General features: G+C 73.4%; 26 protein-coding genes. 10 read left to right on the top strand and 16 right to left on the bottom strand.

Annotated features, from left to right (window positions below; genetic code table 11):
* The first annotated feature begins 189 nt into the window (after window positions 1-189).
* A complete protein-coding gene (locus tag NO900_RS08750) occupies window positions 190-966 on the top strand; it encodes a bacteriorhodopsin (RefSeq protein ID WP_256408832.1) in 777 nt (258 codons plus the stop codon).
* Window positions 967-1,030: 64 nt separating this feature from the next.
* Entirely contained in the window at window positions 1,031-1,255 is a 225-nt protein-coding gene (locus tag NO900_RS08755) for a hypothetical protein (protein ID WP_256408833.1), read from the top strand.
* A gap of 33 nt (window positions 1,256-1,288) precedes the next feature.
* Here the strand turns inward: NO900_RS08755 and NO900_RS08760 are convergent, their stop codons facing one another.
* Window positions 1,289-3,367, bottom strand: coding sequence for an AAA family ATPase (locus NO900_RS08760; RefSeq protein WP_256408834.1), 2,079 nt, complete (start codon window positions 3,365-3,367; stop codon window positions 1,289-1,291).
* Window positions 3,368-3,581: 214 nt separating this feature from the next.
* On the bottom strand, window positions 3,582-3,998 hold the full coding sequence (locus NO900_RS08765; protein ID WP_256408835.1) for a TRAM domain-containing protein: 417 nt from the start codon (window positions 3,996-3,998) through the stop codon (window positions 3,582-3,584).
* 92 nt (window positions 3,999-4,090) lie between these two features.
* Between NO900_RS08765 and NO900_RS08770 the strand changes: the two genes are divergently transcribed.
* Window positions 4,091-5,002, top strand: a complete 912-nt coding sequence (locus tag NO900_RS08770; protein ID WP_256408836.1) for a dihydrodipicolinate synthase family protein — start codon at window positions 4,091-4,093, stop codon at window positions 5,000-5,002.
* A gap of 18 nt (window positions 5,003-5,020) precedes the next feature.
* Here NO900_RS08770 and NO900_RS08775 read toward each other — a convergent pair whose 3' ends face one another.
* The gene (locus NO900_RS08775) at window positions 5,021-5,797 is read right to left on the bottom strand and encodes a YkgJ family cysteine cluster protein (RefSeq protein ID WP_256408837.1); all 777 of its coding nucleotides are present in this window, start codon (window positions 5,795-5,797) and stop codon (window positions 5,021-5,023) included.
* Between the two features lie 125 nt (window positions 5,798-5,922).
* Between NO900_RS08775 and NO900_RS08780 the strand changes: the two genes are divergently transcribed.
* Window positions 5,923-6,369 carry a DUF5788 family protein gene (locus tag NO900_RS08780; RefSeq protein WP_256408838.1) on the top strand — a complete coding sequence of 149 codons (447 nt, stop codon included), beginning with the start codon at window positions 5,923-5,925 and terminating at the stop codon, window positions 6,367-6,369.
* A gap of 24 nt (window positions 6,370-6,393) precedes the next feature.
* Here the strand turns inward: NO900_RS08780 and NO900_RS08785 are convergent, their stop codons facing one another.
* The 3 genes from NO900_RS08785 to NO900_RS08795 all read right to left on the bottom strand — a co-directional run bounded on the left by NO900_RS08785 (window position 6,394) and on the right by NO900_RS08795 (window position 10,807).
* Window positions 6,394-7,407 (bottom strand): hypothetical protein, encoded by a 1,014-nt coding sequence (locus NO900_RS08785; RefSeq protein WP_256408839.1) that lies wholly within the window; start codon window positions 7,405-7,407, stop codon window positions 6,394-6,396.
* 130 nt (window positions 7,408-7,537) lie between these two features.
* Window positions 7,538-8,008: a Rieske (2Fe-2S) protein gene (locus NO900_RS08790; protein ID WP_256408840.1), complete on the bottom strand. Its 471-nt coding sequence runs from the start codon at window positions 8,006-8,008 to the stop codon at window positions 7,538-7,540.
* A 600-nt stretch (window positions 8,009-8,608) separates the two neighbouring features.
* Window positions 8,609-10,807, bottom strand: a complete 2,199-nt coding sequence (locus tag NO900_RS08795; protein WP_256408841.1) for a DUF7997 domain-containing protein — start codon at window positions 10,805-10,807, stop codon at window positions 8,609-8,611.
* A gap of 103 nt (window positions 10,808-10,910) precedes the next feature.
* On the opposite strand from NO900_RS08795, the gene NO900_RS08800 reads away from it, so the two are divergent.
* A complete protein-coding gene (locus NO900_RS08800) occupies window positions 10,911-13,241 on the top strand; it encodes an alpha-amylase family glycosyl hydrolase (RefSeq protein ID WP_256408842.1) in 2,331 nt (776 codons plus the stop codon).
* A gap of 9 nt (window positions 13,242-13,250) precedes the next feature.
* Here the strand turns inward: NO900_RS08800 and NO900_RS08805 are convergent, their stop codons facing one another.
* The 5 genes from NO900_RS08805 to NO900_RS08825 form a co-directional block, all read right to left on the bottom strand.
* Window positions 13,251-14,279 (bottom strand): DUF7551 domain-containing protein, encoded by a 1,029-nt coding sequence (locus tag NO900_RS08805; protein WP_256408912.1) that lies wholly within the window; start codon window positions 14,277-14,279, stop codon window positions 13,251-13,253.
* Window positions 14,280-14,303: 24 nt separating this feature from the next.
* A complete protein-coding gene (locus NO900_RS08810) occupies window positions 14,304-15,083 on the bottom strand; it encodes an FAD-binding protein (protein WP_256408843.1) in 780 nt (259 codons plus the stop codon).
* 148 nt (window positions 15,084-15,231) lie between these two features.
* A complete protein-coding gene (locus NO900_RS08815) occupies window positions 15,232-15,408 on the bottom strand; it encodes a hypothetical protein (protein ID WP_256408845.1) in 177 nt (58 codons plus the stop codon).
* Complete coding sequence (locus NO900_RS08820; RefSeq protein WP_256408846.1) at window positions 15,409-15,552, bottom strand: hypothetical protein; 144 nt, start codon at window positions 15,550-15,552, stop codon at window positions 15,409-15,411. It abuts the gene before it with no gap.
* A gap of 206 nt (window positions 15,553-15,758) precedes the next feature.
* Window positions 15,759-16,673 carry a serine/threonine-protein kinase RIO2 gene (locus NO900_RS08825; RefSeq protein ID WP_256408847.1) on the bottom strand — a complete coding sequence of 305 codons (915 nt, stop codon included), beginning with the start codon at window positions 16,671-16,673 and terminating at the stop codon, window positions 15,759-15,761.
* Window positions 16,674-16,818: 145 nt separating this feature from the next.
* On the opposite strand from NO900_RS08825, the gene NO900_RS08830 reads away from it, so the two are divergent.
* On the top strand, window positions 16,819-17,703 hold the full coding sequence (locus NO900_RS08830; RefSeq protein WP_256408848.1) for a lipoate--protein ligase family protein: 885 nt from the start codon (window positions 16,819-16,821) through the stop codon (window positions 17,701-17,703).
* 38 nt (window positions 17,704-17,741) lie between these two features.
* On the opposite strand, the gene NO900_RS08835 is transcribed toward NO900_RS08830, so the two are convergent.
* Window positions 17,742-18,281, bottom strand: a complete 540-nt coding sequence (locus NO900_RS08835) for a redoxin domain-containing protein (RefSeq protein ID WP_256408849.1) — start codon at window positions 18,279-18,281, stop codon at window positions 17,742-17,744.
* Window positions 18,282-18,373: 92 nt separating this feature from the next.
* Here NO900_RS08835 and NO900_RS08840 point away from each other — a divergent pair, with 92 nt between their 5' ends.
* The 4 genes from NO900_RS08840 to NO900_RS08855 all read left to right on the top strand — a co-directional run bounded on the left by NO900_RS08840 (window position 18,374) and on the right by NO900_RS08855 (window position 21,473).
* Window positions 18,374-19,249, top strand: a complete 876-nt coding sequence (locus NO900_RS08840) for a deoxyribonuclease IV (RefSeq protein ID WP_256408850.1) — start codon at window positions 18,374-18,376, stop codon at window positions 19,247-19,249.
* An 89-nt stretch (window positions 19,250-19,338) separates the two neighbouring features.
* Complete coding sequence (locus NO900_RS08845) at window positions 19,339-19,800, top strand: hypothetical protein (RefSeq protein ID WP_256408851.1); 462 nt, start codon at window positions 19,339-19,341, stop codon at window positions 19,798-19,800.
* A 62-nt stretch (window positions 19,801-19,862) separates the two neighbouring features.
* Entirely contained in the window at window positions 19,863-20,669 is an 807-nt protein-coding gene (locus NO900_RS08850) for a class I SAM-dependent methyltransferase (RefSeq protein WP_256408852.1), read from the top strand.
* Between the two features lie 75 nt (window positions 20,670-20,744).
* Window positions 20,745-21,473, top strand: a complete 729-nt coding sequence (locus NO900_RS08855) for a 3-oxoacyl-ACP reductase family protein (protein WP_256408853.1) — start codon at window positions 20,745-20,747, stop codon at window positions 21,471-21,473.
* Window positions 21,474-21,476: 3 nt separating this feature from the next.
* Here NO900_RS08855 and NO900_RS08860 read toward each other — a convergent pair whose 3' ends face one another.
* The 4 genes from NO900_RS08860 to NO900_RS08875 form a co-directional block, all read right to left on the bottom strand.
* A complete protein-coding gene (locus NO900_RS08860) occupies window positions 21,477-22,631 on the bottom strand; it encodes a pyridoxal phosphate-dependent aminotransferase (protein ID WP_256408854.1) in 1,155 nt (384 codons plus the stop codon).
* 87 nt (window positions 22,632-22,718) lie between these two features.
* Window positions 22,719-23,363 (bottom strand): DUF7095 family protein, encoded by a 645-nt coding sequence (locus tag NO900_RS08865; RefSeq protein ID WP_256408855.1) that lies wholly within the window; start codon window positions 23,361-23,363, stop codon window positions 22,719-22,721.
* A gap of 79 nt (window positions 23,364-23,442) precedes the next feature.
* Window positions 23,443-23,961 (bottom strand): Mut7-C RNAse domain-containing protein, encoded by a 519-nt coding sequence (locus tag NO900_RS08870; protein WP_256408856.1) that lies wholly within the window; start codon window positions 23,959-23,961, stop codon window positions 23,443-23,445.
* Window positions 23,961-25,799: a DNA polymerase/3'-5' exonuclease PolX gene (locus tag NO900_RS08875; protein WP_256408857.1), complete on the bottom strand. Its 1,839-nt coding sequence runs from the start codon at window positions 25,797-25,799 to the stop codon at window positions 23,961-23,963. The genes NO900_RS08870 and NO900_RS08875 overlap by 1 nt, the downstream gene beginning before the upstream one ends.
* Window positions 25,800-25,871 lie beyond the last annotated feature (72 nt).

Consider the following 25,871-nt stretch of genomic DNA (forward strand, 5'->3'; position numbering starts at 1 on the left):
ACCTGACGAGCGATCGACCCGAAACCCGCGCCGTACCGGGCCATCGAGCGCCGATCCCGCGTCTCGAACGCCGTCTCCGGGATCCGACCCGGGCCGGGAGTCGGCGGGTCGCCGCCGCGACGCGCGAGGCCATACCTTACTATGCTGTGTCGAAGTTGAATATACTATACCACAAACACAGATTTGCGTATGGATCCGACAGTACTACAGGCAGGGTTCGACGTCCTCGGGGACGGTCGGCCCGAAACGCTGTGGCTGGGTATCGGGACGCTATTCATGCTTATCGGGACCTTCTATTTCATCGTCAAGGGCTGGGGGGTCACCGATAAGGACGCTCGCGAGTACTACGCGATCACGATCCTCGTGCCGGGCATCGCGTCGGCCGCGTACCTGTCGATGTTCTTCGGCGTCGGGCTGACCGAGGTCGAAGTCGTCGGCCGCGGCACGCTCGAAATCTACTACGCCCGGTACGCCGACTGGCTGTTCACCACGCCGCTGCTCCTGCTCGACCTCGCGCTGCTCGCGAAGGTCGACCGGGTCAGCATCGGCACGCTCATCGGCGTCGACGCGCTGATGATCGTCACCGGCCTCATCGGTGCGCTGTCGAAGACGATGCTCGCGCGGTACTCCTGGTGGCTGTTCAGCACGATCTGCATGATTATCGTGCTGTACTACCTCGCCACGAGCCTCCGCAGTGCGGCGAAGGCGCGCGGGCCCGAGGTCGCGAGTACGTTCAACACGCTGACCGCGTTGGTCCTCGTCCTCTGGACGGCCTACCCGATCCTGTGGATCGTCGGCACCGAGGGCGCCGGCGTCGTCGGCCTCGGCATCGAGACCCTCCTGTTCATGGTTCTCGACGTGACGGCCAAGGTTGGCTTCGGGTTCGTCCTCCTGCGCAGCCGCGCCATCATGGGCGACGCCGAGGCGCCGGAGCCGTCCGCCGGCGAGGCGTCGGCCGCCGACTAAGCGCTCCCGACCTCTCGCGTCGGCTGTCGAATAGCGGTTCATTTTTTACACTCATACACAATACATGTCCAACGAACCAACCGAAACCGTCGCCGTACTGAACATCACGTCGGTCATCGGGATCGTCGTCTGTTTCGCCGCCGCCGCCGCCGCGCTGTTCGCGCTGCCGACGCTGGAACGTCAGGGGATCAGCTTCGAAACCGCGTTCTGGATGGTCTCGGCGGTCGAACTGGTCACGGTGCTCGGGATCATCTACTTCATTCTTAACCTCCACGAGGAGCGCGGGTAGGTAGATCTCGGATCGCCGCCGTCGGCTCCCCGCTCAGTCCTGCGGCGTCGCCGTCCGCTCGCCGGGCTCGTCGACCGAGGGCGCGGTCTCGGCGAGCGCGCGCTCGAAGTGGTCGACGTCGACCGCGATCGCCTCGCTCGGCCCGTCGGCGCCGCCGCTTTCGTCGACGATCGTCTCCTCGATGGCGAGCATCGCGGCCTCGCGGACCAGGGCGGCGAGGTCGCCGCCGCTGTACCCCGCGGTCCGCGCCGCCAGCGCGTCGAGGTCGACCGCGGCGGTCGTCGGCGTGTTCCGGGTGTGAATCGCGAGGATCTCGCGGCGCGCCGCCTCGTCGGGTAAGGGAGTCTCGACGGCCTTCTCGATCCGTCCCGGCCGCAGGAGCGCCTCGTCGATCGAATCGGGGCGGTTGGTCGCCGCGACGACGACGACGTCCGTCAGGGGTTCGAGCCCGTCGAGCTCCGTCAGCAGCTGGGAGACGACGCGCTCGCCGGCGCCGGTGTCGTCGCCGCGCCGCTTCGGGGAGATGGCGTCGACCTCGTCGAAGAAGACGACCGCCGGCGCGTTCTCCCGCGCCGTCGCGAACAGGTCGCGCACCGCCTGCTCGCTCGCCCCGACGTACCGGTTCAGCAGCTCCGGCCCGTTCACCGAGATGAAGTTCGCGTCGCTGAGGCTGGCGGCGGCCCGCGCGAGCAGCGTCTTGCCGGTGCCGGGCGGCCCGTACAGCAGCACGCCGGAGGGCGGCTCGATGCCGGCGCGCTCGAAGCGGTCGGCGTACTCCAGCGGCCAGTACACCGCGCGGACGATCTCGCGTTTCGCGGCCTCCAGCCCGCCGACCTCGTCCCACGAGACCGACGGGACGTCGACGGCGACGTCCCGGAGTCCCCCGGGCTCGATCGACTCCATCGCGGCGTCGAGGTCGGCCTGCCGGACCGCGGTCCGGCCGTCGCGGCGCACCGCCCGCTCCAGCGCGGCGTCGACGAGCACCGCGACGTCGGCGAGGACGAACCCGTTGATCCGGGCCGCCGTCGCCGCGAAGTCGACGTCCATCGCGAGCGGGACGTCGCGGGCGACGCTCTCGAGCGCCGCCTCCCGGTCCGCGACGCTCAGCGGGGCGAGCTCGACCTCGCGGTCGAACCGCCCGCCGCGCCGCAGCGACTCGGGGACGCGCTCGGCGTCCGTGGTCACGCCGACGACGACCGTCCCGTCCCCGTCCCGCAGCTCGTCGAGCGTCTCGCGGAGGCGGTCGCCGAGCGTCGCGGCAGCGCCGTCGTCGCCGAGGACCTCCAGGTCGTCGAGGAGGACCACCGCCCGGTCGGCGTCGCTCGCGGCGTCGACGACGCGGTCGAGCCGCCGGTCGCGGTCGCCCGCGCCCTCGCCGCGGAGCCGCGCGGCCGAGGCCCTGACGAGGGTCGCGTCGACCGCGGCCGCGACCCCCTCGACGAGCGTCGTCTTCCCGGCCCCGCGCGGCCCTTCGAGCAGGAGCCCGAGCGTCGTCGGCCGGCCGGCCGCCGCGAACGACTCGCGCCCGTCGAGCCGGGTCGCGGTCGCCTCGCGGAGCTCCCGGAACGTCGCCGCGGGGACGACGTCGCCCGCGTCGGGGAGGTCGGGATCGTCGACGACCGCCGCCGTCCCCTCGTCGGTCGTCACGTCGATCTCGGTCTCCTCGCCGACGATCCCGGGCGAGGACGGCGTCACCTCTCCGACGACGAACGTCAGCGTCAGCGCGCCGCCGAGCAGCGTCGCCTCGACCTCGTCGCCGACGGAGACGGCCGTCCCGCCCAGTCGACGCCGCAGGGCCGCCGCCGCGCGGGTGAGGTCCATCGACTCGTCGAGGCGAAGGGTGACCGTCGCGGCGGGCGCGGCGTCGACCGGTTCGACCGTCACCGTGTCGCCGACGTCGACCTCGGCGTTCCGGCGGATCGGCTCGGGGAGGCAGGCCCCGCCGGGGCCGTCGTCGACGCGCGCCGCGACCGCGGCGGTGGTCCGACCGCCGCGGACGCTCACGGTCTCGCCGGGCTCGACGCCGAGGTCCGAGAGCACCGACGCGGAGAGGCCGACGCGACGGTCGCCGACCGACGCGGGGGCGTCCGCGACCGGCAGTCGAACGCTCATGTGCGGCATGGTCGGTGGGGGCTCCGGTCCGCGGCGACGCTCGTCGACTCCATGCGATCGCGTACGCGCGGCTCGCACATAGAAGCCACGACGATTCGCGCGAGGCGCGGCGACCGCGGGTCGCGGACCGCCGCCGACGGCAGCGGCGGCAGCGTTCGCCCCGCCGCGGTCGCCTCCCCGCGCCGTCGGTCCCGGTTCTCGATTTCCCCAGACCTCAGACGGATTCCTCGACGACCTCGCCGACCGCGAAGTTTGACTTGACCTCCGTGACCTCGATCTTCACCCGTTCGCCGACCTCCGTGTCGGGGACGATGATCACGTAGCCGCGCTCGACGCGGGCGATCCCGTCGCCCTGCTTGCCCAGATCCTCGATCTCGACGTACCGCATCTCGCCCGGCTCGACCGGGGGCTGCGGCCCGTCGTCGGCGCGAGAGGCGGAGACGTCGGCGCCCCCGCCGGTCTCGTCGTCGACCTTGGCCCCCGACCGGGAGACGAGCGCGACCCGATACGTCTCGCCGGGCTCCAGCGATCCGGTCTCGATCTCGCGGCGCGGGACGTCGACGACGTACTCGCCGTCGACCTCGCGGACGTCGGCGCTGAACAGACAGAGGAGCTTCTCTGAGATCTCCATAGTAGACTCCACCCGTACGTGGCGACGGACCAGTATAGTTGTACCGCCGCCGGTGGGCAACGCCTTTCTCTCGGCCCGCCGAACCGGCGCCCATGAGCGACATCGACTTCCGCTACGGCGCCGTCTCGCCCCCGATCGTGACCCCCTTCGACGCCGACGGGGACGTCGACGCCGAGGCGCTGGCGAGCCACGTCTCGACCCTCGTCGACGCCGGCCTCGACGGGATGGTCCCCTGCGGGACCACCGGCGAGTTCGCCAGCCTCACCGACGCGGAGCGCCGGACCGTCGTCGAGACGGTGGTCGAGGCGGCCGACGGAGACGTCCCGGTGATCGCGGGCGCGGCGGACACGACCGTCTCCGGCGCCCTCGACCGGCTCCGCGCCGCCGACGCCGCCGGCGCGGACGCGGGGCTGATCACGCTCCCGTACTACCACACCTCGACGGCGCCGGCGGGCCAGCGGGCGTTCCTCGACGCGGTCGCCGACGGGACGCCCCTGCCGCTGTTCCTCTACGACATCCCGTCGACGGTCGGCGAGCCGATAGACCCCGACGTCCTCGCCGCGGTCGCCGAGCGCGAGTCGGTCGTCGGGCTGAAGGACACCAGCGGGGATATCTCCGCGGTGGACGCGGCCGTCGACCGGACCCCCGACGAGTTCACCGTCGTCCAGGGCGTCGACGCCCTGCTGTATCCGAGCGCGTCGCTCGGCGTCGACGGCGGGATCAACGCCCTCTCGCAGGTGATCCCGGAGGCCTTCGTCGCCCTCGGCGAGGCGCTCCGCGCCGGCGACGACGAGCGCGCGCTGACGCTCCACCGCCGGGCGATCGCCCCCCTCTTCGAGCGGTGCGGGGACCACGGGTTCGCGCCCGCGACGAAGGTCGCGGCCGCGCACCGCGGGTTCGTCCCGGATCCGAGGGTCCGGCCGCCGCTCACGCTCCCCGACGAGGCGGCGCGCGAGGCGATCGCCGCCGACGTCGACGCGGCGCTCGACGTCGTTCGGGAATAAGCGGGCGCAGTCCCGCGATCAGTCCCCGTCGACCGGCGTCCCGTCGGCCTCCTTCGGCCCCTCCGAGTCGAAGACGACGACGTCGCCGTCGGCGCGCTCGCTCGCCGCCGGGTCGTAGCTGTCGCGGACCCCGATCGCCTCCGCCAGCTCGCGGACCGCGCGCTCCTTCAGCGACGCGGCCAGCGCCTCGGCGTCCTCGCGGGAGACCTCGCGGCCGAGCCCCTCGCACTCGTGGGCGCGGACGATCCCGGCCTCGTCGACCGCCTCGCCCATGGGCTGGCTCGTCCCCTCCAAGGCGACGCTGAACGGGTAGGTTCGGCAGATGAGCGGCCGGGCGTCGTGAACCGTACAGGCGCCCTCCCCGTCCGCCTCCTCGTAGAAGGTGCAGTCGCCGCAGTCGTCGGTCGCGAGCGCCCACTCGAACGTCTCGCCCGTTGGCTCGCCGTCGTCGCCCTCGGAGAGCCCGAACGGCATTGGGCGGGCAACGTCGCGCCAGTCGTACGACTCGCCGAACCGGTCCTCGGCCGCGGCGGCGACCTCGCGGACCTCGTCCGGGAAGACGGTGGCCGTGTGGGGCTCGCGGTCGGGTGCCTCGGACCCTTCGCCGTGACAATCGTCCTCACCGCCCTCGTCGACCCCTTCCCCCGCCGGCGCGCCGCCGGGCTCGTCAGGGGCGTAGCCGGTACAGCAGCCGCCGCAGCGCGTGCACTCGAAGCCGATCGCCTCGATCGCGTCGGCGAGGTCGTCGACGGCGAGGTCGCGGGCGCGCGAGAGCTCGGCTTCGAGCGGTTCCATGCGCGTCGCTTGCGGCGCGGTCGGGTTAACCTCGTCCCTTCGCGGGGCGGGCGGGAGGTCTCCGAGGGCCGCGAGCCGCCCGCCCGCCGAAGGAGCGAAGTGCGACCGCTCCCTATCGGACGGGCGTGAAGGAGTACGAGCGGAAGGGCCTCCTCGAACGGGTGAACCGCGAGGCCGCGACGGTGGGCGCGGACATCCCCGAGGAGATCGAGGTGCAGGGGGAGCCGATCGAGCTGCAGTCGTTCGTCTTCGAGATCAAGCGGCGCGACTCGATCCCCCCCGGCGAGCGCGACCGCGTCGAGCGCGCGAAGCGGAACCTCCGCCGGGAGCGGTTGGACCGGCTCGAACCGATCGAGGAGAACGAGGTGAGCTACGAGCGCGGCGAGGAGCTCGCGGCGTCGATCATCGGTATCGACCGCGCGCTCGACGCCTTGGAGGGCCTCAACGCGCCCGACCCGGAGACCGAGGCGGAGCGGCAGGAGGCAGCCGACCAGAAGCGCTGGATGAGCTTCCTGAAGAAGGCCCTGGGCCGCGACGACGCCGGCGGGGCGAGCGGCCGCACGCGGTTCTGACGGGACGGCGCTGACGGACGCGGCTCAGGGCGACTCGAACAGGAGCTGGTAGTCGTAGTACCGGCCCTCGTAGCGGATCCGCTCCGACCCGGACTCGGTCCATCCCGCGTCCTTGCGGACGTTGCCGTCGAGGTACGGGCGCTCCCGGAGCGTCCGGAGGACTTCCGCGTACCCGTCCGAGTACGGGTGCGACTCCTCGTACCCGCCGCGTCTGGCGGCCTCGATCACCGCCCGCGCGTCGGTCGAAAGGTCCTCGCTCTCGATCCGCGCGCCGACCGTGCGCGCCCGGAGGATCGCCTCCATCCGCTCCGGCGACTCCGCGACCGGCTCGGCGACGGCGCGGTACACGGGCTCGTGGAACCGCTCGCGGGCGACTTCGGCGCGGTAGACGGTGTCCCGGTGCAAGACGCGGTCCGGTCCGTCCGCCGCGAGCAGCTCGCTCGCGTCGATCGCCTCCGCGTCGCGGTAGACGTAGCCGCCGCGCTCCACCAGCCCGACCGGCACGCCGCCCGGGTTCCCCCGCGCCCGCGCCGCGAAGTGCGCGATCCGGACGGCGCGGCGGTCGCCCGCCGGGAGCGCCTCGCTCTCGACGGCGTCGCCGTCCCCCGCGTCGCTTCCGTTACCGTCCCCGCCGTCCTCGTCGACCTCGAACAGGCGGAGGACGGGGCGGGTCGCCGCCGCCTCGTCGACGACGACGGAGTCGAGCCGGTAGTACGTGCCGTCGTGGACGGCGTACGTCGGGTCGTCGCCCGCGGGCGGGAGCGGCGTCCGGTACTGGGCGGTGTACCGTTCCCCGTTGCGGGCGGCCGCGAACGCGGCCTCGTCCCACCGCGGGTCGGTCTCTGCGGGGTCGACGACGCCGGTGTCTCGGAGCGTCTCGCCCGCGTCGTCGAGGGTGAGCACGAGGACCTGATCGGCGGGAGTCCCGTCCGCGGGGCCGGCCGTCACCGAACCGTCGAGACAGCCGGCGACCGCGGCCGCCGCCGCGGCGAGACCCCCGGCAAGCACCCGACGCCGGGAGGGGTTCGAATCGCTCATACGCGTCGTTGGTCGGGGTCGCATAAATGGGCGGGCGTGACACAAACAGCCGTTGTGGTCTCCGGAGGCGACGCGGCCGTCGGGGCCGCAGTGAACCGAGCGCCGCGAGAACAGAGCGGCGCGTCGCCGTTCAGTTCCCGGTGAAGTCGATCCGCGAGTCGCCGCTGTCGCCGTCGCGGGTCGCGTGGCCGAGCCGGACGAACTCGTAGGCGTCGTCGGCGAGGTAGACGCCGTCGCCGTCGACGGCCACCTCGACGCCCTCCAGGACGGCGCCCTCGCAGGGACCGAAGTTGCAGTAGCCGCCGTCGGCCTCGAAGGTGGCGCCGTGCTTCTGACAGAACACCTCGCCGTCCCGGACGAACGCCCCGTCGTCCTTGTCGAGGCGCACGTCGGTCCAGTGCTGGCAGTAGTTCCGGAAGGCGCGCACCTCGCCGGCCGCCCGAGTGAGGATCGCCTCGGCCTCGGGCGTCCCGTCCGCGGCCTCGCCCACGTCGCCCTCGCCGTCGTCGACGCTCTCGGGATCGACCGGCCGCAGCGTCACGAGCAGGGTGCTGTCCTCGGGAACCTCGTCGACGGCGGCGATCCGGCGGTCCGCGTCCATACGCGTTCGTGGCCTGCGCCGGGTTTGAACGCTGTGATAGCGGCGGAAGGTCGGATCGAGGGAGCGGTGGGGTCAAAATCCCTCGTATGCGATCAGGCGCTGATCGACGGTGAATCGATTGGTATTCTCCAATAGCTTATCTATAAATGATCGACCACGGATCGGCGGTGACTACCTCCAAAGCCCCAGCCGCTCGGCCGTACGTTGTTGAGCCCGGATCGGCGGTGACTACCTCCAAAGCCCCAGCCGCTCGGCCATACGTTGTTGAGCCCGGATCGGCGGTGACTACCTCCAAAGCCCCAGCCGCGAGGACGGCGTACGCTCGCTGCGCTCCGCAGTCGCTCGCGTTGCTCGCTCCTTGCGGTGCTTTCGTCGCCTACGCCGTCCTCGCGGCTGCCCCTTTGAGTCCCGCCCGCCCGTGACCGCACCGCAACCTCACGCCTCCCCAGCCTCGCGGCTCCCTTCGGTCGCCGCGTCCCTCGCGCGTGCGGCTCGCGCCGCGTTGCGGCGCTCACCGGCACGCGCCACCGCAGTTCTACTTATAAATCCGGTCATACCCGCTCGTCGGGTATAAATAGCGAGAAAGCGCAGCGCGTCGCGTCACTCCTCGGCCGCGGCCCGCTCGGGCGAGAGGAGCCCCTCGTCGTCCAGCAGCGCGACCGTCGCCAGCCGGATCGCGTGCGGCCAGCCGAGGGGGGTCGCGCTGTCCGGCGTCCCGTCGTCGAAGAACTGCTCCGGGAGGTAGCTCGTCGGCTCGCACAGCGTTCCGCCGGGCGAGACGTGCGCGAGGAGCTCGCGGGCGCGCGCCGCGAAGCGGTCGGCCCGCGGGTCGCCGCGGCTGCGGAGGAGGACCGCGAGCTCGGCGCAGGCGTTCGCGCCCCACGCGGTCGAGACGGTCCACACCTTCTCCGAGAGCTGCCCGGCCTGCCGCCACGCGTCGCCCTCGTAGCGGATCAGTCCCGATATCTCGTCGGTCTCGCGGGCGAGCCCGTCGACGACCGTCTGCACGTGCGAGACGAGCCGGTCGAGGCGCTCCTCGTCGACGGCGCCCGCCGCGGCGTCGCCTTCGCCGTTCGCCTCGTCCGTCGCCCCGAGCGCGTCGAACGACCGGTGCGCGCTCGCCAGCGCCAGCGTCGCGGAGTCGAGCCGGTCGTCGACCGCCCCCTCGGGCGTCTCGCGGAGCGCGTAACAGCCGCGCTCGGGGACCCAGAGGTCGTCGAGCGCCTCGTACACGCGCGTCGCCTGCTCCCGGGCGTGACCGACGAGGTCGTCGGGGAGGGCGTCCGTGTCGAGGGCGGCGCCGGGAGCGGTCGCGTCGGGGCCGTCACCCGCGTCGAGGTCGCCTGCGTCGATGTCGCTCACGTCGAGGTCGTCGGCGTCGAGCCCGGCCCCGTGGAGCGCGAGCTCGCTGTACGCCTCCAGGAACGTCGCCGCGGTGTGAGCGAACCGGCCGACGCCGTCCTCCCACGCGTTCTGACAGACGACGGGGCGACCGTCGGGCTCCAGCGTCTCGTTGAGGCCGGCGAGCGCGGCGACGAGGGTCGCGTCGAGGTCGTCGACGTCCGCGCCGGCGGCCCGCGCCCGCGCGAGGTAGGCGATGACGCTCCCCGTCTGGTCGGCCTGGTAGTCCACGTCGGGGCCGTCCTCGATCCGGGCGTTCGCCCAGCCGGGCGCGAGCGCGCCGTCCCGCGGCCACACGCGGTGCGGCCACGAGCCGTCGGGGCGTTGGGTAGCGACGTACATCTCGGCCGAGCGCGCGTGCCAGTCGCCGAGCCCGAGCCCGAGCCGGTCGTCGGCGCCGAGCAGGAACGCCGAGATCTCGGCGTCGTCGCGGAACCACGTGTAGCCGTAGCCGCCGGAGGTCGCGTAGTGGGGGTCGAAGTCGGGACCGGCGATCCGGAGCCCGGACTCGGCCGAGAGCAGCGAGAGCACGCGGAGGTCGGCCACGAGCGACTCGCGGGCCGGCGCGGAGGCGGGGACCGAGGGCGTCGTCCCGTCCGCGGCCGCGGCGAGCGCGTCGACCGAGTCGAGCTCGGCGAACAGTTCGTCGAGCCGGGCGCGGGCCGCCGCACGCGTCGTCTCGGCCCGGTCGGTCAGGAGCGACGCGACCGTCGCGGCGCCGTCCTCGAACGGGACGTCGGCGATCACCTCGCCGGAGAGCCGCTCCTCGTCGCGGCGGTCGCCGTCGCGGCCGCGGGGGAGGTCGGTCGGCGACTCGTCGAGGAGCTCGTGGAACGGCGTCGGGAGCTGTCCCCGGAGGTCGGAGAAGCCGGTGGCGCTCGCGAGGAAGTCGTGCTCGTCGGCGTGGTACGCCTCGACCGCGTCGTCGTACCGGAGCTGGCCGATCCGGTCGTCGCGGCCGTCCGGCGCGAACCGGGCGTAGACGACGAGCGAGAGGGCCTCGGGGTCGACGTTCGCGTGGCCGTCTTCGCCGACATCGACCGTCGCTCGCGTGACGTGCGCGCTCCCGACCGTCGCGTCGTGACGGGTCACGGTCGCGGCGTCCGCCTCGTGGACCGTCTCGATCAGGGTCGCGTCGCCGACGTACCGCTGCTCGGTGGGGACCTCGTCGAGCCAGGCGACGTCGCCGCCCACCGCGAGGCCGATCCGCGAGCGGACCAGCCCGGTCCGCCCGGTCAGCGGGTAGCCGAAGTCGCGGAGCTCGCCGCCCTCGCCGACGTGGACCAGCCGCCCGTCGCCGCCGGAGAACCGCCCGGTCACGGTCCGCCGCTCGCCGGGGAACCGGGTGGGGTGTCCGGCGTTGCGCTTGTAGTCGTCCAGCGCGTCGCGGAGTTGCATTACGCGGCCGGACGCCCCCGCAGCGTATGAGTTTTCGGTGTCGCGACCGCTCGCGCGTTCGGCGGACGGAAACCCTCAAGCCGGGGGACGCCCGGGTACCCCCATGCACGAGCCGGGCCCCCCGCGGACGACGAGCGTCGGCGAGTCGGTCGAACTGGCGCCGCGGTCCCCGGACCCGAGCGGGACCTACGAGTGGACGGTCCGCGACGCGCCGCCCGGGAGCGCCGTCGGTCGCGGCGACGGGCCCGGGGACGAGGCGGACGGACGGGGAGACGCGGTCCTCCGCCGCGGCGCGACGGGGCGGTCGGACGCGCCGGTCGTCCGCCTCCGGCCGGACGCGCCGGGGACCTACACCCTGACGCTCGACGCGCCCGACGGGACGCACCGCCAGCGCGTGCGCGCCTTCCCGGACGAGCGCCGGGGGGTCGAACTCCGCGTTCCCGCCGCGGAGCTCCCCGTCGACGACGCCGACCGCGTCTCGCTGCTGTGGGCGCACAACGATCGGCTCCTCGGCCGCGACCGCCCCGAGCGCGACGGCGACGACTGGGTCGTCGAGACCCGCGCCCCGCCCGGCCGCCACGGGTTCGGCTTCGTCGTCGACGACGACCGGAGCACCGAGCGCGGCGGCGTCGTCGAGGTCCCCGGACCCGGACGCCCCCGCCTCTCGCTCGACGCGCGCGTCGAGGAGGGGGAAGGCGGCGAGGGCGGGGCGGGCGGCGAGAGCGACGAAGCCAGCGAGGGCGGGACGGGCGACGAGCGCGGCGAGCCGGCGGTCGTCCTGACGGCCGCGGTCGACGCGCCGCCGGCGCTGGGCGACCGCGACGAGCCGGACGGGTCCCCCGTCGACGTCGAGTTCCTCGTCGACGACCGCGACGCGCCCCCGGAGGCGGTCGCGCGGATCGAGTCGCTGGCGGACGAGACCGCGCTCGCGATCCCGATCGGCGAGCTCCCCGCCGCCGCCCTCGACGGCGACGGGCTCCGGGTCCACGCGGTCCCGCACGCGGGACGGTACGGAGCGGCCGAGACGGTGCGGATCGAGCGCGACGGCGACGCAGAGGGCCGCCCGGCGGTCGCGGTCGGGGACCCGCACGCCCCGCCCGCGTGGGCCGACGCGCCGACGGTCTACGAGGTCTTCGTCAGGTCCTTCGCGGGCGACACCCTGCCGACCACGTTCCGCGAGATCGAGCGCCGGGTGCCGTACCTGGAGAGCCTGCGCGTGGACGCGCTCTGGCTGACGCCCGTGCTCGCCTCGCCGACGGAGCACGGCTACCACGTCACCGACTACTACGAGACGGCGAGCGACCTCGGCTCGCGCGAGGCGTTCGAGTCGCTCGTCGAGCGCTGCCACGAGGCGGGGATCCGGGTGATCTTCGACCTGGTCATCAACCACACCTCCCGCGACCACCCCGCCTTCCAGCTGCACGCCGCGGGCGTCGAGGAGTACGCCGACCACTACCGGCGGACCGACGGCGCCCGCGACGTGACCGGCATCGAGTGGGCGGCGCTCGACGACGGCGACGCGCCGGAGTACTACTTCGACTGGGGGCGGATCCCGAACCTCAACTTCGACAGCCCGACCGTCCGCGCGTGGCTGCTCGACGTGGTCGACGAGTGGGCCGGCGTCGTCGACGGCTTCCGCGCCGACGTCGCGTGGGGCGTCCCGCACGGCTTCTGGAAGGAGGTCGCCGACCGCGTCCCCGACGACGTCCTCCTGCTCGACGAGACGCTCCCGCACGACCCCTTCTACGGAGAGGGGGAGTTCGACCTCCACTACGACAGCTCCCTGTACGAGGTCCTCGGCGACGTCGGCGCCGGGAGGGCGTCCGCGGACGCGATCGCCGACGCGTTCGACCGCGCCGCGTGGCTCGGCTTCGACGACCCGCGCCGCCAGATGCGCTACGTCGAGAACCACGACGAGGAGCGGTACCTCGCCGAGCACGGCCGCGACGCGCTGAAGGCCGCCGCCGCGACCGTCTTCGCGCTCCCCGGCGCGCCGATGGTCTACGCCGGCCAGGAGCGCGGCAACGAGACGTACCGCGGACCCGTGCGCTGGCACGACGGCGACAACGACCTCACCGACTTCCACCGCGACCTCGCCGCGCTCCGGGAGCGCGAACCGCTCCTCCGCGAGGGCGCCGTCGCGTTCGACGCCGCCGACGTGCGCGTCGTCGACGGCGACCCCGAGCGGGTGACCGCGTGGGTCCGGGCGGCCGCGACCGACGGCGAAGGGTCGAGCGAGGACGAGCCGGGCGGCGAGGGTGAGCGGGGCGACGACGCGCCCGCCGACGGCGACGCCCTCCTCGTCGTCGTCAACTTCGCGAGCGAGCCCGCGACCGTCGCGGTGCCGGAGGGGTTCGGGACCGACCTGTTCGGCGGGGCGGTCGTCGGAGACGGGAACCGGATCGAGGTCGACGCCGTCGCCGTCCTCGAATGAGGGATCGGCTCACTCGCGGATCGGGGCGCTCGTCAGGCCGGCGAACTCCCCGCTAGAGGCGGTGTCGACGCCGAGCCGCCAGCCGTCCGCCGCGTCGGCGACGCGCACCGCCCGCGGGGGCGACCGGTCGCCGTGCCGGCACAGTTCGAGCGCGATCGGGAGCGTCGGGAACCGGCCGTCGCGCGGGGTCAGCGCGTACCCCGACACCCGGACCGCGACGGGGTTCGCCGGCCGTCCCGGACCGTCCGCGTCGGTCGCGTAGCTCCCGACGACGCCCGCTCCCGCGAGCCGTTCGAACGCCCCCGCGACCGGGTCGGCGTCGGGCACGGCGGGGAGCCGCGACGCGGCGTCGGCCAGCACCGCGGCCTGCGCCGCCGGGTTGAGGCCGCGGCGCAGCTCGGACGCCATCGCTTCGAGGAGGCGGAGACAGAGGTCGTCCGGGTCAGATCGCTCCTCCGCGAGCGCGAAGTAGGCGTCCATGACCGCCGACTCGACCGCGTCGCGGTCGCTCGCCGAGAGCGCCTCGAACACCGCGGCCGCCGCGTCGTGACAGAACCCGACGAGCTCGCGGCCCGGGGGGCGCCCCCGGCCCGGGTCTGAGGTCCCGTCCGAGACCGGGTCGCCGCTCCCGTTCACGACCGGATCGGAGAGCGACCACGCCGCCGCCTCGGCCGCCGAGAACCGGTGGCGGTCGGCGTCGTCGCCGGGGCGACGGGCCGCGGCGTCGGGTCGACGGGAGGCGGCGTCGACGTCGAGGCTCGCGTCGGCGGAGCCGGGACCGAGCGCGTCGTCGGTCGCGTACTCCTGGCGGACGATCACGTCGTAGTACGGGACCTGCGGGTCGTACCGACGGAGCGCGTCGCGGTACTGCTCGGTGGCGCGGGCCGCGGCGCGCGCGGCGGCGCGGCTCTCGAAGCGGAGCCCGGCCGCGGGGACCGGCCGGTCGCCGTAGCGGGCGCAGACGAGCGAGTAGTCGCCGTCGGCGTCCGCGAGCGCCTCGATGTGGTCGCTGATCTCGACCAGCGTCGTCCCGATCACGTCGCGGTCACGCTCCACATGCGGTCACTCCTCCAGGCTCGGGTGCGTCTCCTGCGGGTCGGGATGCGGTTCCGCGAACCGCTCGCGGGTCGCGTCCAGCGACGCGGCCTCGCGCTCGCGGCGCTCGTCGGCGTTGATCTCCTCGCAGCCCGGCGGCACCTCGCGGCCGCGGTCGGTGAAGTACCCCTCGGGCGCCACCCAGTCGTGGTAGAACGGCGCGTCGTCGTCCTCCAGCAGCGCGACCGCGACCTCGGCCCCGTGACCGGCGCACACCGCGGCCTGGTGTGGCTTCTCCGCGAGCCGCCCCGCCGCGTACAGGCCGTCGACGCCGGTCCGGCCGCGCTCGTCGACGTCGACGTGCGCCTTCCCGCGGTCGAGGACGCCGACCCCCTCGATCCCGTCGAGGTAGCCGACCTCGTTCTTCGTCGCCGCGACGACGTGCCGCGTCCGGACCCGGTCGCCGCCGTCGGTGGTGACCGCGAATCTGGCGTCGTCCGGATCGTCGCCGCCGGCGTCGCCGTCGCCGGAATCGACGACGGCGACCCGCGTCACCCGCGCGTCGAGCCGGTCCGCGCCGGCGGTCTCGGCCTGCTCGGCGAGGAGGTCGAGCAGTCGCCGGGCGTCGACGCCGAGCGGGAATCCGGGGAAGTTCTCCAGGTGAGCGTTCCGCCGGAGGATCGACTCGCCGGCGTCGACTACGAGCGTGTCGAGCCCCTGACGCGCCGTGAAGACGGCCGCCGAGAGCCCGGCGACGCCGCCGCCGACGACGACCGCGTCGCGGTCGGCGGTCGGGTCGCCGCTCATCGGTCGACCACCCGTCGGTTCCGTCGGGGACGGTCCGCCGTCCGCTCGTGAGTCGGATCCATACCCCTCGGCGCGGGCGAGGCGACGTAGGCGCTTCGGTCCCGGGGGTCGGTCGCGGTGCGCGGTCGAGCGACCGGGGACGCCCGGCTCATCGCCGCACCCGAACCGGGTCGGCGGCGGCGATGAACGGCTCGTCGCAGTCTGTCGCCGCGAACGCGAGACCGCCGCACGCGCCGCGTTCGACCCGCCACGTCGGCAGCGCCGGGACGCCGTAGTCGGTCGGGTCGCGGTAGGTCGCCGCGACGGCCCACTCCCGGGCGCGCATCTACGAGTCCCTCCCGACGGCGTCCGCGACGCGCTCGCCGTCGATCGGCCGCGCCTCCCCCGAGAGTACCGGGTACGGACCGGTCTCGTGCCGCGGTCTAGGCCTCGAACGCGCCGTGACTGATTCGTCCGCGTCTCGTCGCATACGATTTAGGCCAGCCTAAAAGAATAAATCGGTTTCGGATCGGAGGTTCGGCCGACCGATCGCGTCACGCGTGGATCCGGGTCCGCACCGGGTTCATACCGAGAACGGGACGGATCGAACGACTGAGACGTGAGGCGACCGGCGGCGACGGGGTAGGGTACGACCGGATATCGGACGATCTCAGATTTCGTATCGCGCTATGCGATTTACTCGGCCGTGAACGCCCGAACCGTCTCGAACGAGCCGTCGGCGATGGCGGCGGCGATCCCCTCGCGATCGACGTCTCGGGGGACCTCGTGGGGGTACTTCCGGCTGAAGTAGCGCAGGAGGTTCGCGACGTCGCGTTCGAGGAACTCGCGGGCGTTCTCGTGGTCGACCGGGACCGCCTGCGGCCAGTCGAAGATCGTGACGCCGCTCTCGGCGACCGCGACGTTGTGCTCGGACATGTCGGCGTGGACCCAGCCGAGGTCGTGCGCGGTGACCAGCTCGCGGAGGACCAGGTCGAGGACCGCGGAGGCCTGCTCTGGTTCGAGCGTCGCGCGCGCGAGTTCCGCCCCGTCGAACTTGTCCATCACGATGGCGTGACGGTTGTGATCGACCGGTCGCGGCACGCTCACGTCGGGGTAGATCGCCTCCATCGCCTCGTACTCGCGCTCGGCCGCCTTGCGCGCGGTGTACATCCAAGAGACGTGGTCGCGGTCCGCGGTGTACTCGCGCTCGCGGTTCACCTCGCGGAAGTTGGTGTACCCCTCGCGGTGGTACTTCAGGGCGAGCGGCTTAAACGACTGCGCCTCGTACACGTCTCCCTCCTTGCCGAACCCCAGGGGCGAGCCCACGCCGTCGATGGTCTCGCGCTCGGCGAACGTCCGGAGCGCCAGGGCGTCGTACCCCTCGAACGTGAGCTGGTACCCCTCGTACTGGATCGTCTTCCGCTGGATCAGCTCGCGGTCGAGACACCGGTCGATCCGGTAGTCGACCTCCTCGCGCGTCAGGTCGGCGTAGTCGGGGAGCTTGTCCCGGCGGACCCACTCCGAGAACCGCATCCCCTGCTCGACGCCCGAGAGGAGATAGAAGTCCTCGGGGTCGAGCTCCGCCATGTCGCCGGCGACGTTTCGAACCATACGCCCCCTACTCCGGCGATTCCTAAAAGGGACGCGCGTTCCGCGAACGGAGCGATAAACCGTCACGCACGATAGCAAATTCGAGCACGACCCGTTCTCCCGCCCGAGCGCAACCGCTTTCGGGGCGGCGGGCGGAGGGGAGAGCATGACCGCGCCGACGGGGAACTGGCGGCTGATCCGGGAGGAGGCCCGTCCGGGGCCGATGCAGATGGCGCTCGACGAGGTGGCCGCCGAGACAGCGGCGGCCGGCGGCCCGGCGACGATTCGGACGTACCGGTGGGAGCCGAGCTGTCTCACGCTCGGCTACCGGCAGGACCCGGAGACGGTCGACCGGGCGTTCTGCGAGCGCGAGGGGATCGACGTGACCCGCCGCCAGACCGGCGGCGGCGGGATCTACCACGACGCGCGCGGGGACGTCGCCTACTCCATCGCGGTGCCCGCGGCCGACGTGCCCGGCGAGCTGCTCGACTGCTATCACCTGCTCTGCGAGCCGGTGCTCGACGCGTTCGACCGCCTCGGGATCGACGCCGACTACGTCGACGAGTCGGTGCCGGAGCTGTACCACCCCGCCTGTTACCTCCGGGGGCTCCACCCGGCGCACGACGTGGTGGCGACCGATCCGGCGGGAAGCGACGCCGGCGGCGGCGCGGCGGGACCCCGAAAGATCGCGGGCAACGCGCAGTACCGCAAGCGCGACGCCGTGATCCAGCACGGGTCGCTGACGTTCTCGGTCGACGCGGAGCGCCACCTCGGCGTCTTCGACGACCCGGCGGTCGCGCCGGCCGAGTTCCGCGAGCGCGTCGTCGGGATGGCGGAGCTCGTCGACGTCGACCGGGAGGAGGCCGTGGCGGCCGTCGAGGCGGCGCTCGCCGCGTGGGTGGTCGGCGGGGCCGACGCCGAGCGCGACGGGGTCGAACTCGACCGCGATGGCTCGTGGTCGAGCGCGGAGCTCGCGCGGGCCGAGGAGCTCGTCGAGGCGAAGTACCGCGACGACGGGTGGGTCCGGACGCGACCCGGCGACGGGTCGTAGCCGGGTCGACGGCTGGAGTCGACTCGTTCCCCGGCGATTCAGGAGCCGAACCCGAACGAGTCCGGCTCCTCGGTGTCGACGCGGTCGCGGATCGCCTCGTGGATCTCGCCGACCGGCGGGACGTCGCGGGTCGGGTCGAGCCAGTGCTGGCTGAGCCACCGGTACCGGACGGTCCGGTCGGCGTCGAGGAGGAAGCAGGACCGGCGCGACCGCTTCGCGAGCCCGAGCACGCGGTACACCACGTCGAAGGCGTCGGCGATCGCCAGGTCGGCGTCGGAGAAGATCGGGAACGTGAGGTCGAGCCGGTCGATGAACCGGCGGTGGAGCCGCGTGCCGGACTTGCTCGCGCCGACGACCTGCACGGCGTCGCCGGAGGCGAACCAGTCGAAGTCGCGGAACGCGCACCACTGCTCGATGCAGTCGGGGCTGAAGTCGGCGGTGTAGAAGCACAACAGCACGGGGCCGTCGGCCAGCAGGTCGTCGAGCGCGACGGTCTCGACCCCGCCGCCGGGAGCGACGAGCTCCCCGGCGACGTTCGGGGCGCGCGCCCCCACGGCGAGACCGAAGTCGTCGGTCATGGCGGACGCACACCGTCGGCGGTGAAAAGTCGCGCGGTCCGCCCCGCCCGACGTTCCGAAGGGGCTTTTTCAGTCGCCCCCCTCGTAGCGGTATGAGTCTCAAGGTCGGCGCGCACGTCTCGATCTCCGGTTCGAAAGCGTCCAACGATCCCGAAACCCCGCCGTACGGGAACATCGCGAACGCGGTGTTCAGGCAGAAGCAGTTCGGCGGCAACTGCGGACAGATATTCACGCACTCCCCGCAGGTGTGGCAGGACCCGGACATCGGCGACGAGGAGGCGGAACAGTTCCGCGAGGGGACCGAGCGCGACCTGGAGGGACCGTGGGTGATCCACACGTCGTACCTCGTCAACCTCTGCACGCCGAAGGAGGGCCTGCGCGAGAAGTCGCTCGACTCGATGCAGAAGGAGGTCGACGCGGCCGCGACGCTCGGGATCCCGTACGTCAACGTCCACCTCGGCGCGCACACGGGCGCGGGCGTCGAGGGCGGGCTCGACAACGCCGCGAGCGTCATCGACGAGATCGACGTGCCGGACGGCGTGACGATCCTGATCGAGAGCGACGCGGGCGCCGGGACGAAGCTCGGCGACGAGTTCGAACACCTCGCCGGGATCATCGACCGCACCGAGACGGACGTCGACGTCTGCGTCGACACCGCCCACGCGTTCGCGGCGGGTTACGACCTCTCGACGCCCGAGGCGGTCGACGAGACGGTCACCGAGTTCGACGACGTGGTCGGACTGGACCACCTGAAGTACATCCACCTCAACGACTCGAAGCACGCCTGCGGCACCAACAAGGACGAGCACGCCCACATCGGCGAGGGCCACATCGGCGAGGCCGGGATGGAGCGGATCGTCAACCACCCGGACCTCCTCGACGTCCCGCTGGCGCTGGAGACGCCGACGGAGGACGGCAAGAGCTTCGCGTGGAACATCCAGCGCGTCCGCGACCTGCGCGCGGAGTGAGCCGTCGCGGGGGCGAACGCGGCCGATCCCGGACGGACCGGTGAGCCGTCCGACGCGCCTTTATGTACCCGGGGCCGCGATCCACGGATATGACCACCACCGAGGCGCTCCTCCTCGGGCGCCGACGGCGGTTGGCCGTCACAATGGTCGGCGGGTTCGCCGGCCTCGTGGCGCTCTCGCTGGCGGTCGCGGTCGTCGCCGACCGGGCCGACGTCCCGACCGCGGCGGCGCTGACCGACCGGCTCGTACCCCTCTTGGTGTTCTACGCCCCGGCGCCGATCGCGGCCGTCGGCGGGTACGCGCGCTGCGGCGGGCCGGCGTGTCTCGCGGTGGGCGCGGTGCCGGCGGTCGTCTTCGCCGGGCTCGCCGTCGCCGGGACGGTCTTCGGCGTCCCGGGCGTGGGCGGCGACGCCCCGCTGGGGGGAGTGGCGGCGGCGTTCGCGGCGGTCGGGGTGAGCGGCGCCTTCGTCGGCTACTGCGCCGGCGTCACCGCCGCGCTCCTCGGTGACCTCGTCGGGATCGGGAGCGGCGGCGGAGACGACGAGGAGTAGGGACTGGCCCTCGGCCGCCCGGCTTCCCCACGTTTAATTCGGCCCGCGCCGAACGCGGGGTCGTGCGACGCTTCTCCGCGGAGTACCTCGAACACACCCGACGGGGGATGTGGGTCGACGACCGGGAGGCCCTCGCGGACCTGGAGCTGTCGAGCCGCCGCCGCGTCCTCGACGTCGGCTGCGGCACCGGCGAGCTGACCCGCGTCCTCGCCGCGGAGGCGGGGCCGGACGCGACCGTGATCGGCGTCGACGCCGACCCCGACCTCCTGGCGGTCGCCCGCGAGGAGACCGGGCTGCCGTACGTCGCCAGCGACGCGACCCGGCTCCCGCTCCCGGACGACGCCGTCGACCTCGCCGTCTGTCAGGCCCTCCTCGTCAACCTCCCCGACCCGGCCGCCGCGGTCCGGGAGCTCGCGCGCGTCTCCTCCGAGCTCGTCGCCGCGATCGAGCCGGACAACGGCGACGTGACGGTCAGCTCGACGGTCGCCGCCGAGGAGCGGCTGGAGCGGGAGGCCCGCGAGGCGTACCTGAGAGGCGTCGGCACCGACGTCGCCCTCGGCGACCGCGTGCGGGAGGCGTTCGCGGGGGCGGGGCTCGACGACGTCCGGACGCGCCGGTACGTCCACGAGAAGCGGACCGCGCCGCCGTACGCGGAGCCCGCGCTGTCGTCCGCGGCGCGGAAGGCCTCCGGCGCCGGGCTCGCCGATCACCGCGAGGAGCTGATCGCCGCGACCTCCGCGGACGCCTACGACGACCTCCGGCGGCGCTGGCGCGAGATGGGCCGCGAGGTGGTCGACGCGATCGGGGACGGGGAGTACGAGCGCGTCGAGCGCGTCCCCTTCGACGTGACGGTGGGACGGGTGCCGTAGGCGGCCGGTGAGTCCGACCGTCGGCCCGCTACCGAGGCCGGAAGGTCGAAGTCGGACGGGGTCGATTCGCGACACATGCCGGCCGCACTCGTGACGGGCTCTTCGAGGGGTATCGGACGGGCGATCGCGCTTCGGTTCGCCGCCGACGGCTACGACGTCGCCGTCAACTACCGCACCAGCGACGAGGCCGCGGAAGCGGTCGCGGAGGCGGTCCGCGACCGGGGTCGGGAGGCGGTCGCCGTCGGCGCCGACGTCTCGGACCCCGACGCGGCCGCGCGGCTCGTGGAGACCGCCGCCGACGCGCTCGGCGGGCTGGACCACGTCGTCAACAACGCCGGGATCGACCAGCACGTGTACACCGAGGACCTCGACCCGGCGGACTTCGACCGGGTCACCGACGTCAACGTCAACTCCGCGTTCAACGTCACGAAGGCGGCGCTCCCGCACCTCCGGGACTCCGACGACGACCCCTCGGTGACGAACCTCTCCTCGATCCTCGCGCACACCGGGGCGCCGATCGAGTGCCACTACGCCGCCTCGAAGGGGGCGCTCCTCTCGCTCACCCGGAGCCACGCCGGGGACTTCGCGCCGGAGATACGGGTGAACGCGATCGCGCCCGGACACGTCGAGACGGACATGACGGACGACCGGACGCCGGAGGAGAGGCGCGAGGAGCTGGCCGAGATCCCGATCGACCGGTACGGCCAGCCCGAGGACATCGCCGACGCGGCCGCCTACCTCCGTGACGCGACGTTCGTCACGGGCGAGACGCTGAACGTGAACGGCGGGGAGCTGATGCGCTAGCGGTCAGAACTCGGCGAGCCCCGCCTCGATCCGGTCGAACCCCTCCTCCAGCCGGTCGACCGAGTTCGCGAACGAGAGGCGGAGCCGCCCGGGGGCCGTGTCGCCGAAGCCGTCGCCGGGCGCGAGGACGACGCCGTGCTCCCGCAGGAGGTACTTCGCGACGTCGATCGCGGGCGCGTCGATCCCGGGGTCGAGGAAGGCGTAGAACGCGCCCTCGGGCCGGGGCGCCGAGAGCCCCTCGATCCCCGCGATCCGGTCGACGACGAGGTCGCGCCGCTCCTCGAAGGCGCGGTACATCTCCTCGAACGGCTCCCGCGGGCCCGTCAGGGCCGCGATCGCGGCGTGCTGGGCGACGCTCGACGCGCAGGCGGTTGTCGACTCGCGGACCGTCGCCACCTCGTCGATCACCTCGGGGTCGCCCGCGAGCCAGCCCAGCCGCCAGCCGGTCATCGCGTACCGCTTCGAGCAGGAGCCGACCGTCAGCACGTGGTCCGGGCCGCCGGTGTAGGCGGCGATCCCCTTGGCGGGGCCGTCGTACGTGAGCCCGAGGTACACCTCGTCGGCGATCACGTAGGCGTCGTGATCGGCCGCGGCCTCGACGACCGCCCGGCACTCGTCGCGGTCGAAGACGCGCCCGGTCGGGTTCGAGGGCGTCGTCAGCACGACCGCCGCGGTGTCGTCGCTCATCGCGTCGATCACGCGGTCGGCGTCGAGCGCGAACCCCGTCTCGGCAGGCATCGGGACCTCCCGGAACGTCCCGTCCGCGAGCGTCGCCTGCGTCTCGTAGTTCGGCCACGTCGGCCCCGGAACGAGCAGCTCCTCGCCGGGCGACACCGTCGCGAGGACCGCGAGGTGGAGCGCCTCCATCCCGCCGACGGTGACGACGATCTCGTCCGGGTCGTGCTCGACGCCGTACTCGGCCGCGAGCGTGTCGCTGATCGCGCGCCGGCACTCGGGGAGTCCCGCGTTGGAGGTGTAGTGGGTCGCGCCGCCGCGGGCGGCGCTCGCGGCCGCGTCGATCACGTGTTCGGGCGTGTCGAAGTCCGGTTCGCCGACCTCCAGCCTGACGAGGTCGCCGTCGTGACGCTCCGCGAGGTCGAACATCACGCGGATCCGCGAGCGCTCCGCGCGCCGGACGCGGTCGGTGGGCGTGGGCATACCGTCCCCACGGCGAACCGCGCAAAAAACCGTCCGGTGGCGGCCGACGCGGTCGGGAAGGGGAACCCGAAGTAACCGGCGTCCCGACTACACCATGTCGCCGCGCACCGAGGCGCCCTCCTGCTCGGCGCGCCGGCGTTCGAGCACGTCGGCGGCCTCGCGCGCCACGTCCTCGTCGGCGCCGAGCATGCCGAGCGCTGCGGGGAGCGTCGGCATCGCGAGGGAGGCCTCGCGGAGCCGGTCGAACGCCTCCTCGTCGCGGGTGCCGTCGACCCACAGGCAGACCCCGCGGGGGTCGAGCACCTCCTCGTAGGCGTCGCGCGCGAGCGCCCCTTTCAGGCGCTGACGCACGTTGTCCTCGAAGCTCGCGTTACACACTTCGAGGTGGATCGGCTCGTCCTCCGCGACGAGCTCGGCCGCGAGGCACTTCTCGGGGGCGGCGTACCCGTTGTCGCTCGCGCGCACGCGGTCCGGGTGCGCCTCGGCCCACTCGGCGCGCACGGAGGTGCCGACGCCCTTCACGCCGTACTCGGCCTCGAACGCGACGGCCGCCTCGCTGTCGCCGCCCATGATCACGTCCTTCGTGAGGTAGACGTCGAGGCGCTCGACGGGGTCGAGCCCGAGCGCGACGTCGCCGAACGCCCACACCTCGCGGACGGGGACCGGCATCGTCTCGTCCTCGACGCGGTCGACGAGGGTCGCCAGCCGGTCGACGGCCTGGTCGCGGTTCATCGACCGACCGTAGGCGGGTCGCGGGCAAACCGGTTTCGCTCGGGCGCGGACGGCGGTGCGGCCCGCGACGACCCGAGCCTCACACCGCGTCGAGCCGCTCGGCGACCGACGTCCAGTGACCGCCCTTCCAGAACCAGCGCCCGCAGTCGCGACAGCGCCACGCGGGGCGGGGGTCGTCGCCGTCCGGGGGAGACTCGGCCGCCGGCGACGCTCCCACGTCGTCGGGGACGTACTCGGGGCGGTCGCCGGGGTCGATATCGGCCCCCGGACCGATCCGTTCGACCGGGCCGTTGCAGTCACCGCATCGGGTCGGCTCCGCAGCGAGTTCGACCGGGAGCCCCGCGGCCGCGACCTCGCGGAGCTGGTCGAGCACGTCGCGCTCGGTGAGGAGGACCGCGGCGGGGTCGCGGTCGGCGGCGCGCGCCGCAAGCTCGCGGTCGCGGGTGATCAGGGTCCGGTCCTCTTCGGCCGCGATCGACAGGAGCCGGTCGTCCGCCTCGACCCCGCGGTCGAGCGCGTACGCCGCGTCGTGGCCGCACATCCGGAGGTACGTCGCGAGCTTCCCGCACATCGCGTCGCAGAGGACCCGGGGAGCCATCAGCCGTCGATGAACTCGCGCAGGCCGGCGGCCGAGCGCGCGTTGAGCACGTCGGTCGCCTCGGCCCACCCGCGCCGCGCGGTGTGGACGCCGTACCGCGCGTTGTCGAGCTCGCGGGGCGAGTGCGCGTCGGTGTTCACGGCGACCGCGGCGCCCGCGTCGAGCGCTGCTCGAACGGCGTCCCCGTCGGCGTCGAGGCGGGCGGGGTTCGCGTTCACCTCGATCGCGGTGCCAGCGTCGGCGGCGGCCGCGACGACGGCCTCGACGTCCGGCGAGACGCCCGGTCGGCTGTTGATGATCCGGCCGGTCGGGTGGCCGAGGACGTCGACGTGGGGGTGTTCGACCGCGCGGACCAGCCGCGCCGTGGCGGCGTCGTCGTCCTGGCCGAGCGCGGAGTGCGGCGAGGCGACGACGAGATCGAGGTCGGCGAGCGTCGCGTCGTCGGTGGTGACCGCTCCCTCCGCGTCGACGTTCGCCTCGATCCCGTGGAACACCGCGATCGTGTCGTCGTCGCCGCCCGGGTCGTCCCCGTCGCCCGGGTCGTCCCCGCCGCCCGCGCCGTCGACCTCGCGGCCCATGACGGCGCCGTCGACCTCGCGCACCGCGTCCTCGACCGCCGCGGCCTGCTCGGCGATGTCGGCCTCGTCGAGCCCGGTGTTTCCGAAGATCCCCGGACCGGCGGCGTGGTCGGTGACGACGTGGTAGTCGTGGCCGCGCTCCGCGGCCGCCTCGATCATCTCCGCGATCGAGAAGCCGCCGTCCGACCAGTCGGTGTGCGTGTGGAGGTCGCCGCGCAGGTCGCCGGTCTCGACGAGGTCCGGGAGTTCGCCCGCCGCGGCCGCCTCGACCTCGCCGTTGTCCTCGCGGAGCTCGGGCGGAACCGGGTCCATGTCGAGCGCCTCGTAGACGCCGGCCTCGGTCTCCCCGGCGACGCGCTCGCCGACGCGCTGGCCCGCGTCGGGGTCGTCGACCGCCGAAACGTCGAACAGCCCGTACTCGTTGAGCTTCAGGTCGCGGTCGATCGCGCGGTTGCGGACGGCGACGTTGTGGGCGCGCGAGCCGGTGAAGTACTGGAGCGCGGCGCCGAACTCCGCGGCGTCGACGACCCGGAGGTCGACCCGGGTCCCGCTCGCGCGGACGCTCGCCTTCCCGGTGCCCGCCTCGATCGTCGCGTCCGCCTCGGGCCAGTCGGTGAACGCCTCGACGACCGGCTCGCCCGCGTCGCTGGCGACGAGCAGGTCGATATCGCCGATGGTGTCCTTCCAGCGCCGGATCGAGCCGCACACCTCGGCCGAGCCGACCGCGTCGAGGTCGGCGAGGTACGCGAGCGCCGCGTCGGCGACGGGCCGGGCGTCGCCGAGCCGGGTCCGCTTCCGCGCCTCGCGGGCGAACGGGACGTTCTCCAAGATGTTCTCCTCGGTCTTCGCGCCGAAGCCGGAGACCTCCCGGATCTCCCCGGCCTCCGCGGCCGCCTCCAGCTCGTCGAGCGTGGTGACGCCGAGCGCCTCGTAGAGGCTCCCGACCGTCTTCGGCCCGACGCCCTCCACGGCGGTGAGTCCCGCCATGTCGACCGGGAGCTCCTCGCGGAGCTCTTCCAGTTCCTCGATCTCACCGGTCTGGAAGTACTCCACGACCTTCGACGCGATCGCGTCGCCGACGCGGTCGATCTCGGCGACGGCGTCCTCCCCCTCCCCCGCGAGGTTCTCGATCGGCGCGGTGTGCTCGCGGACGTTCTCGGCGGCGCGGCGGTAGGCCGTCGGCTTGTACTCGACGCCCGTCGCCTCCAGCAGGTCGGCGAACTCCTCCAAGAGGGCGGCGACCTCGTCGTTCCGGCTCATTTGTGCGGCGTTCGGTCGGGCGCTCCTTATACTGCCCGGCGGTGACCCCGACCCCCGTTCGCCGCCGGGATC

Source organism: Halorubrum rutilum, from assembly GCF_024494565.1.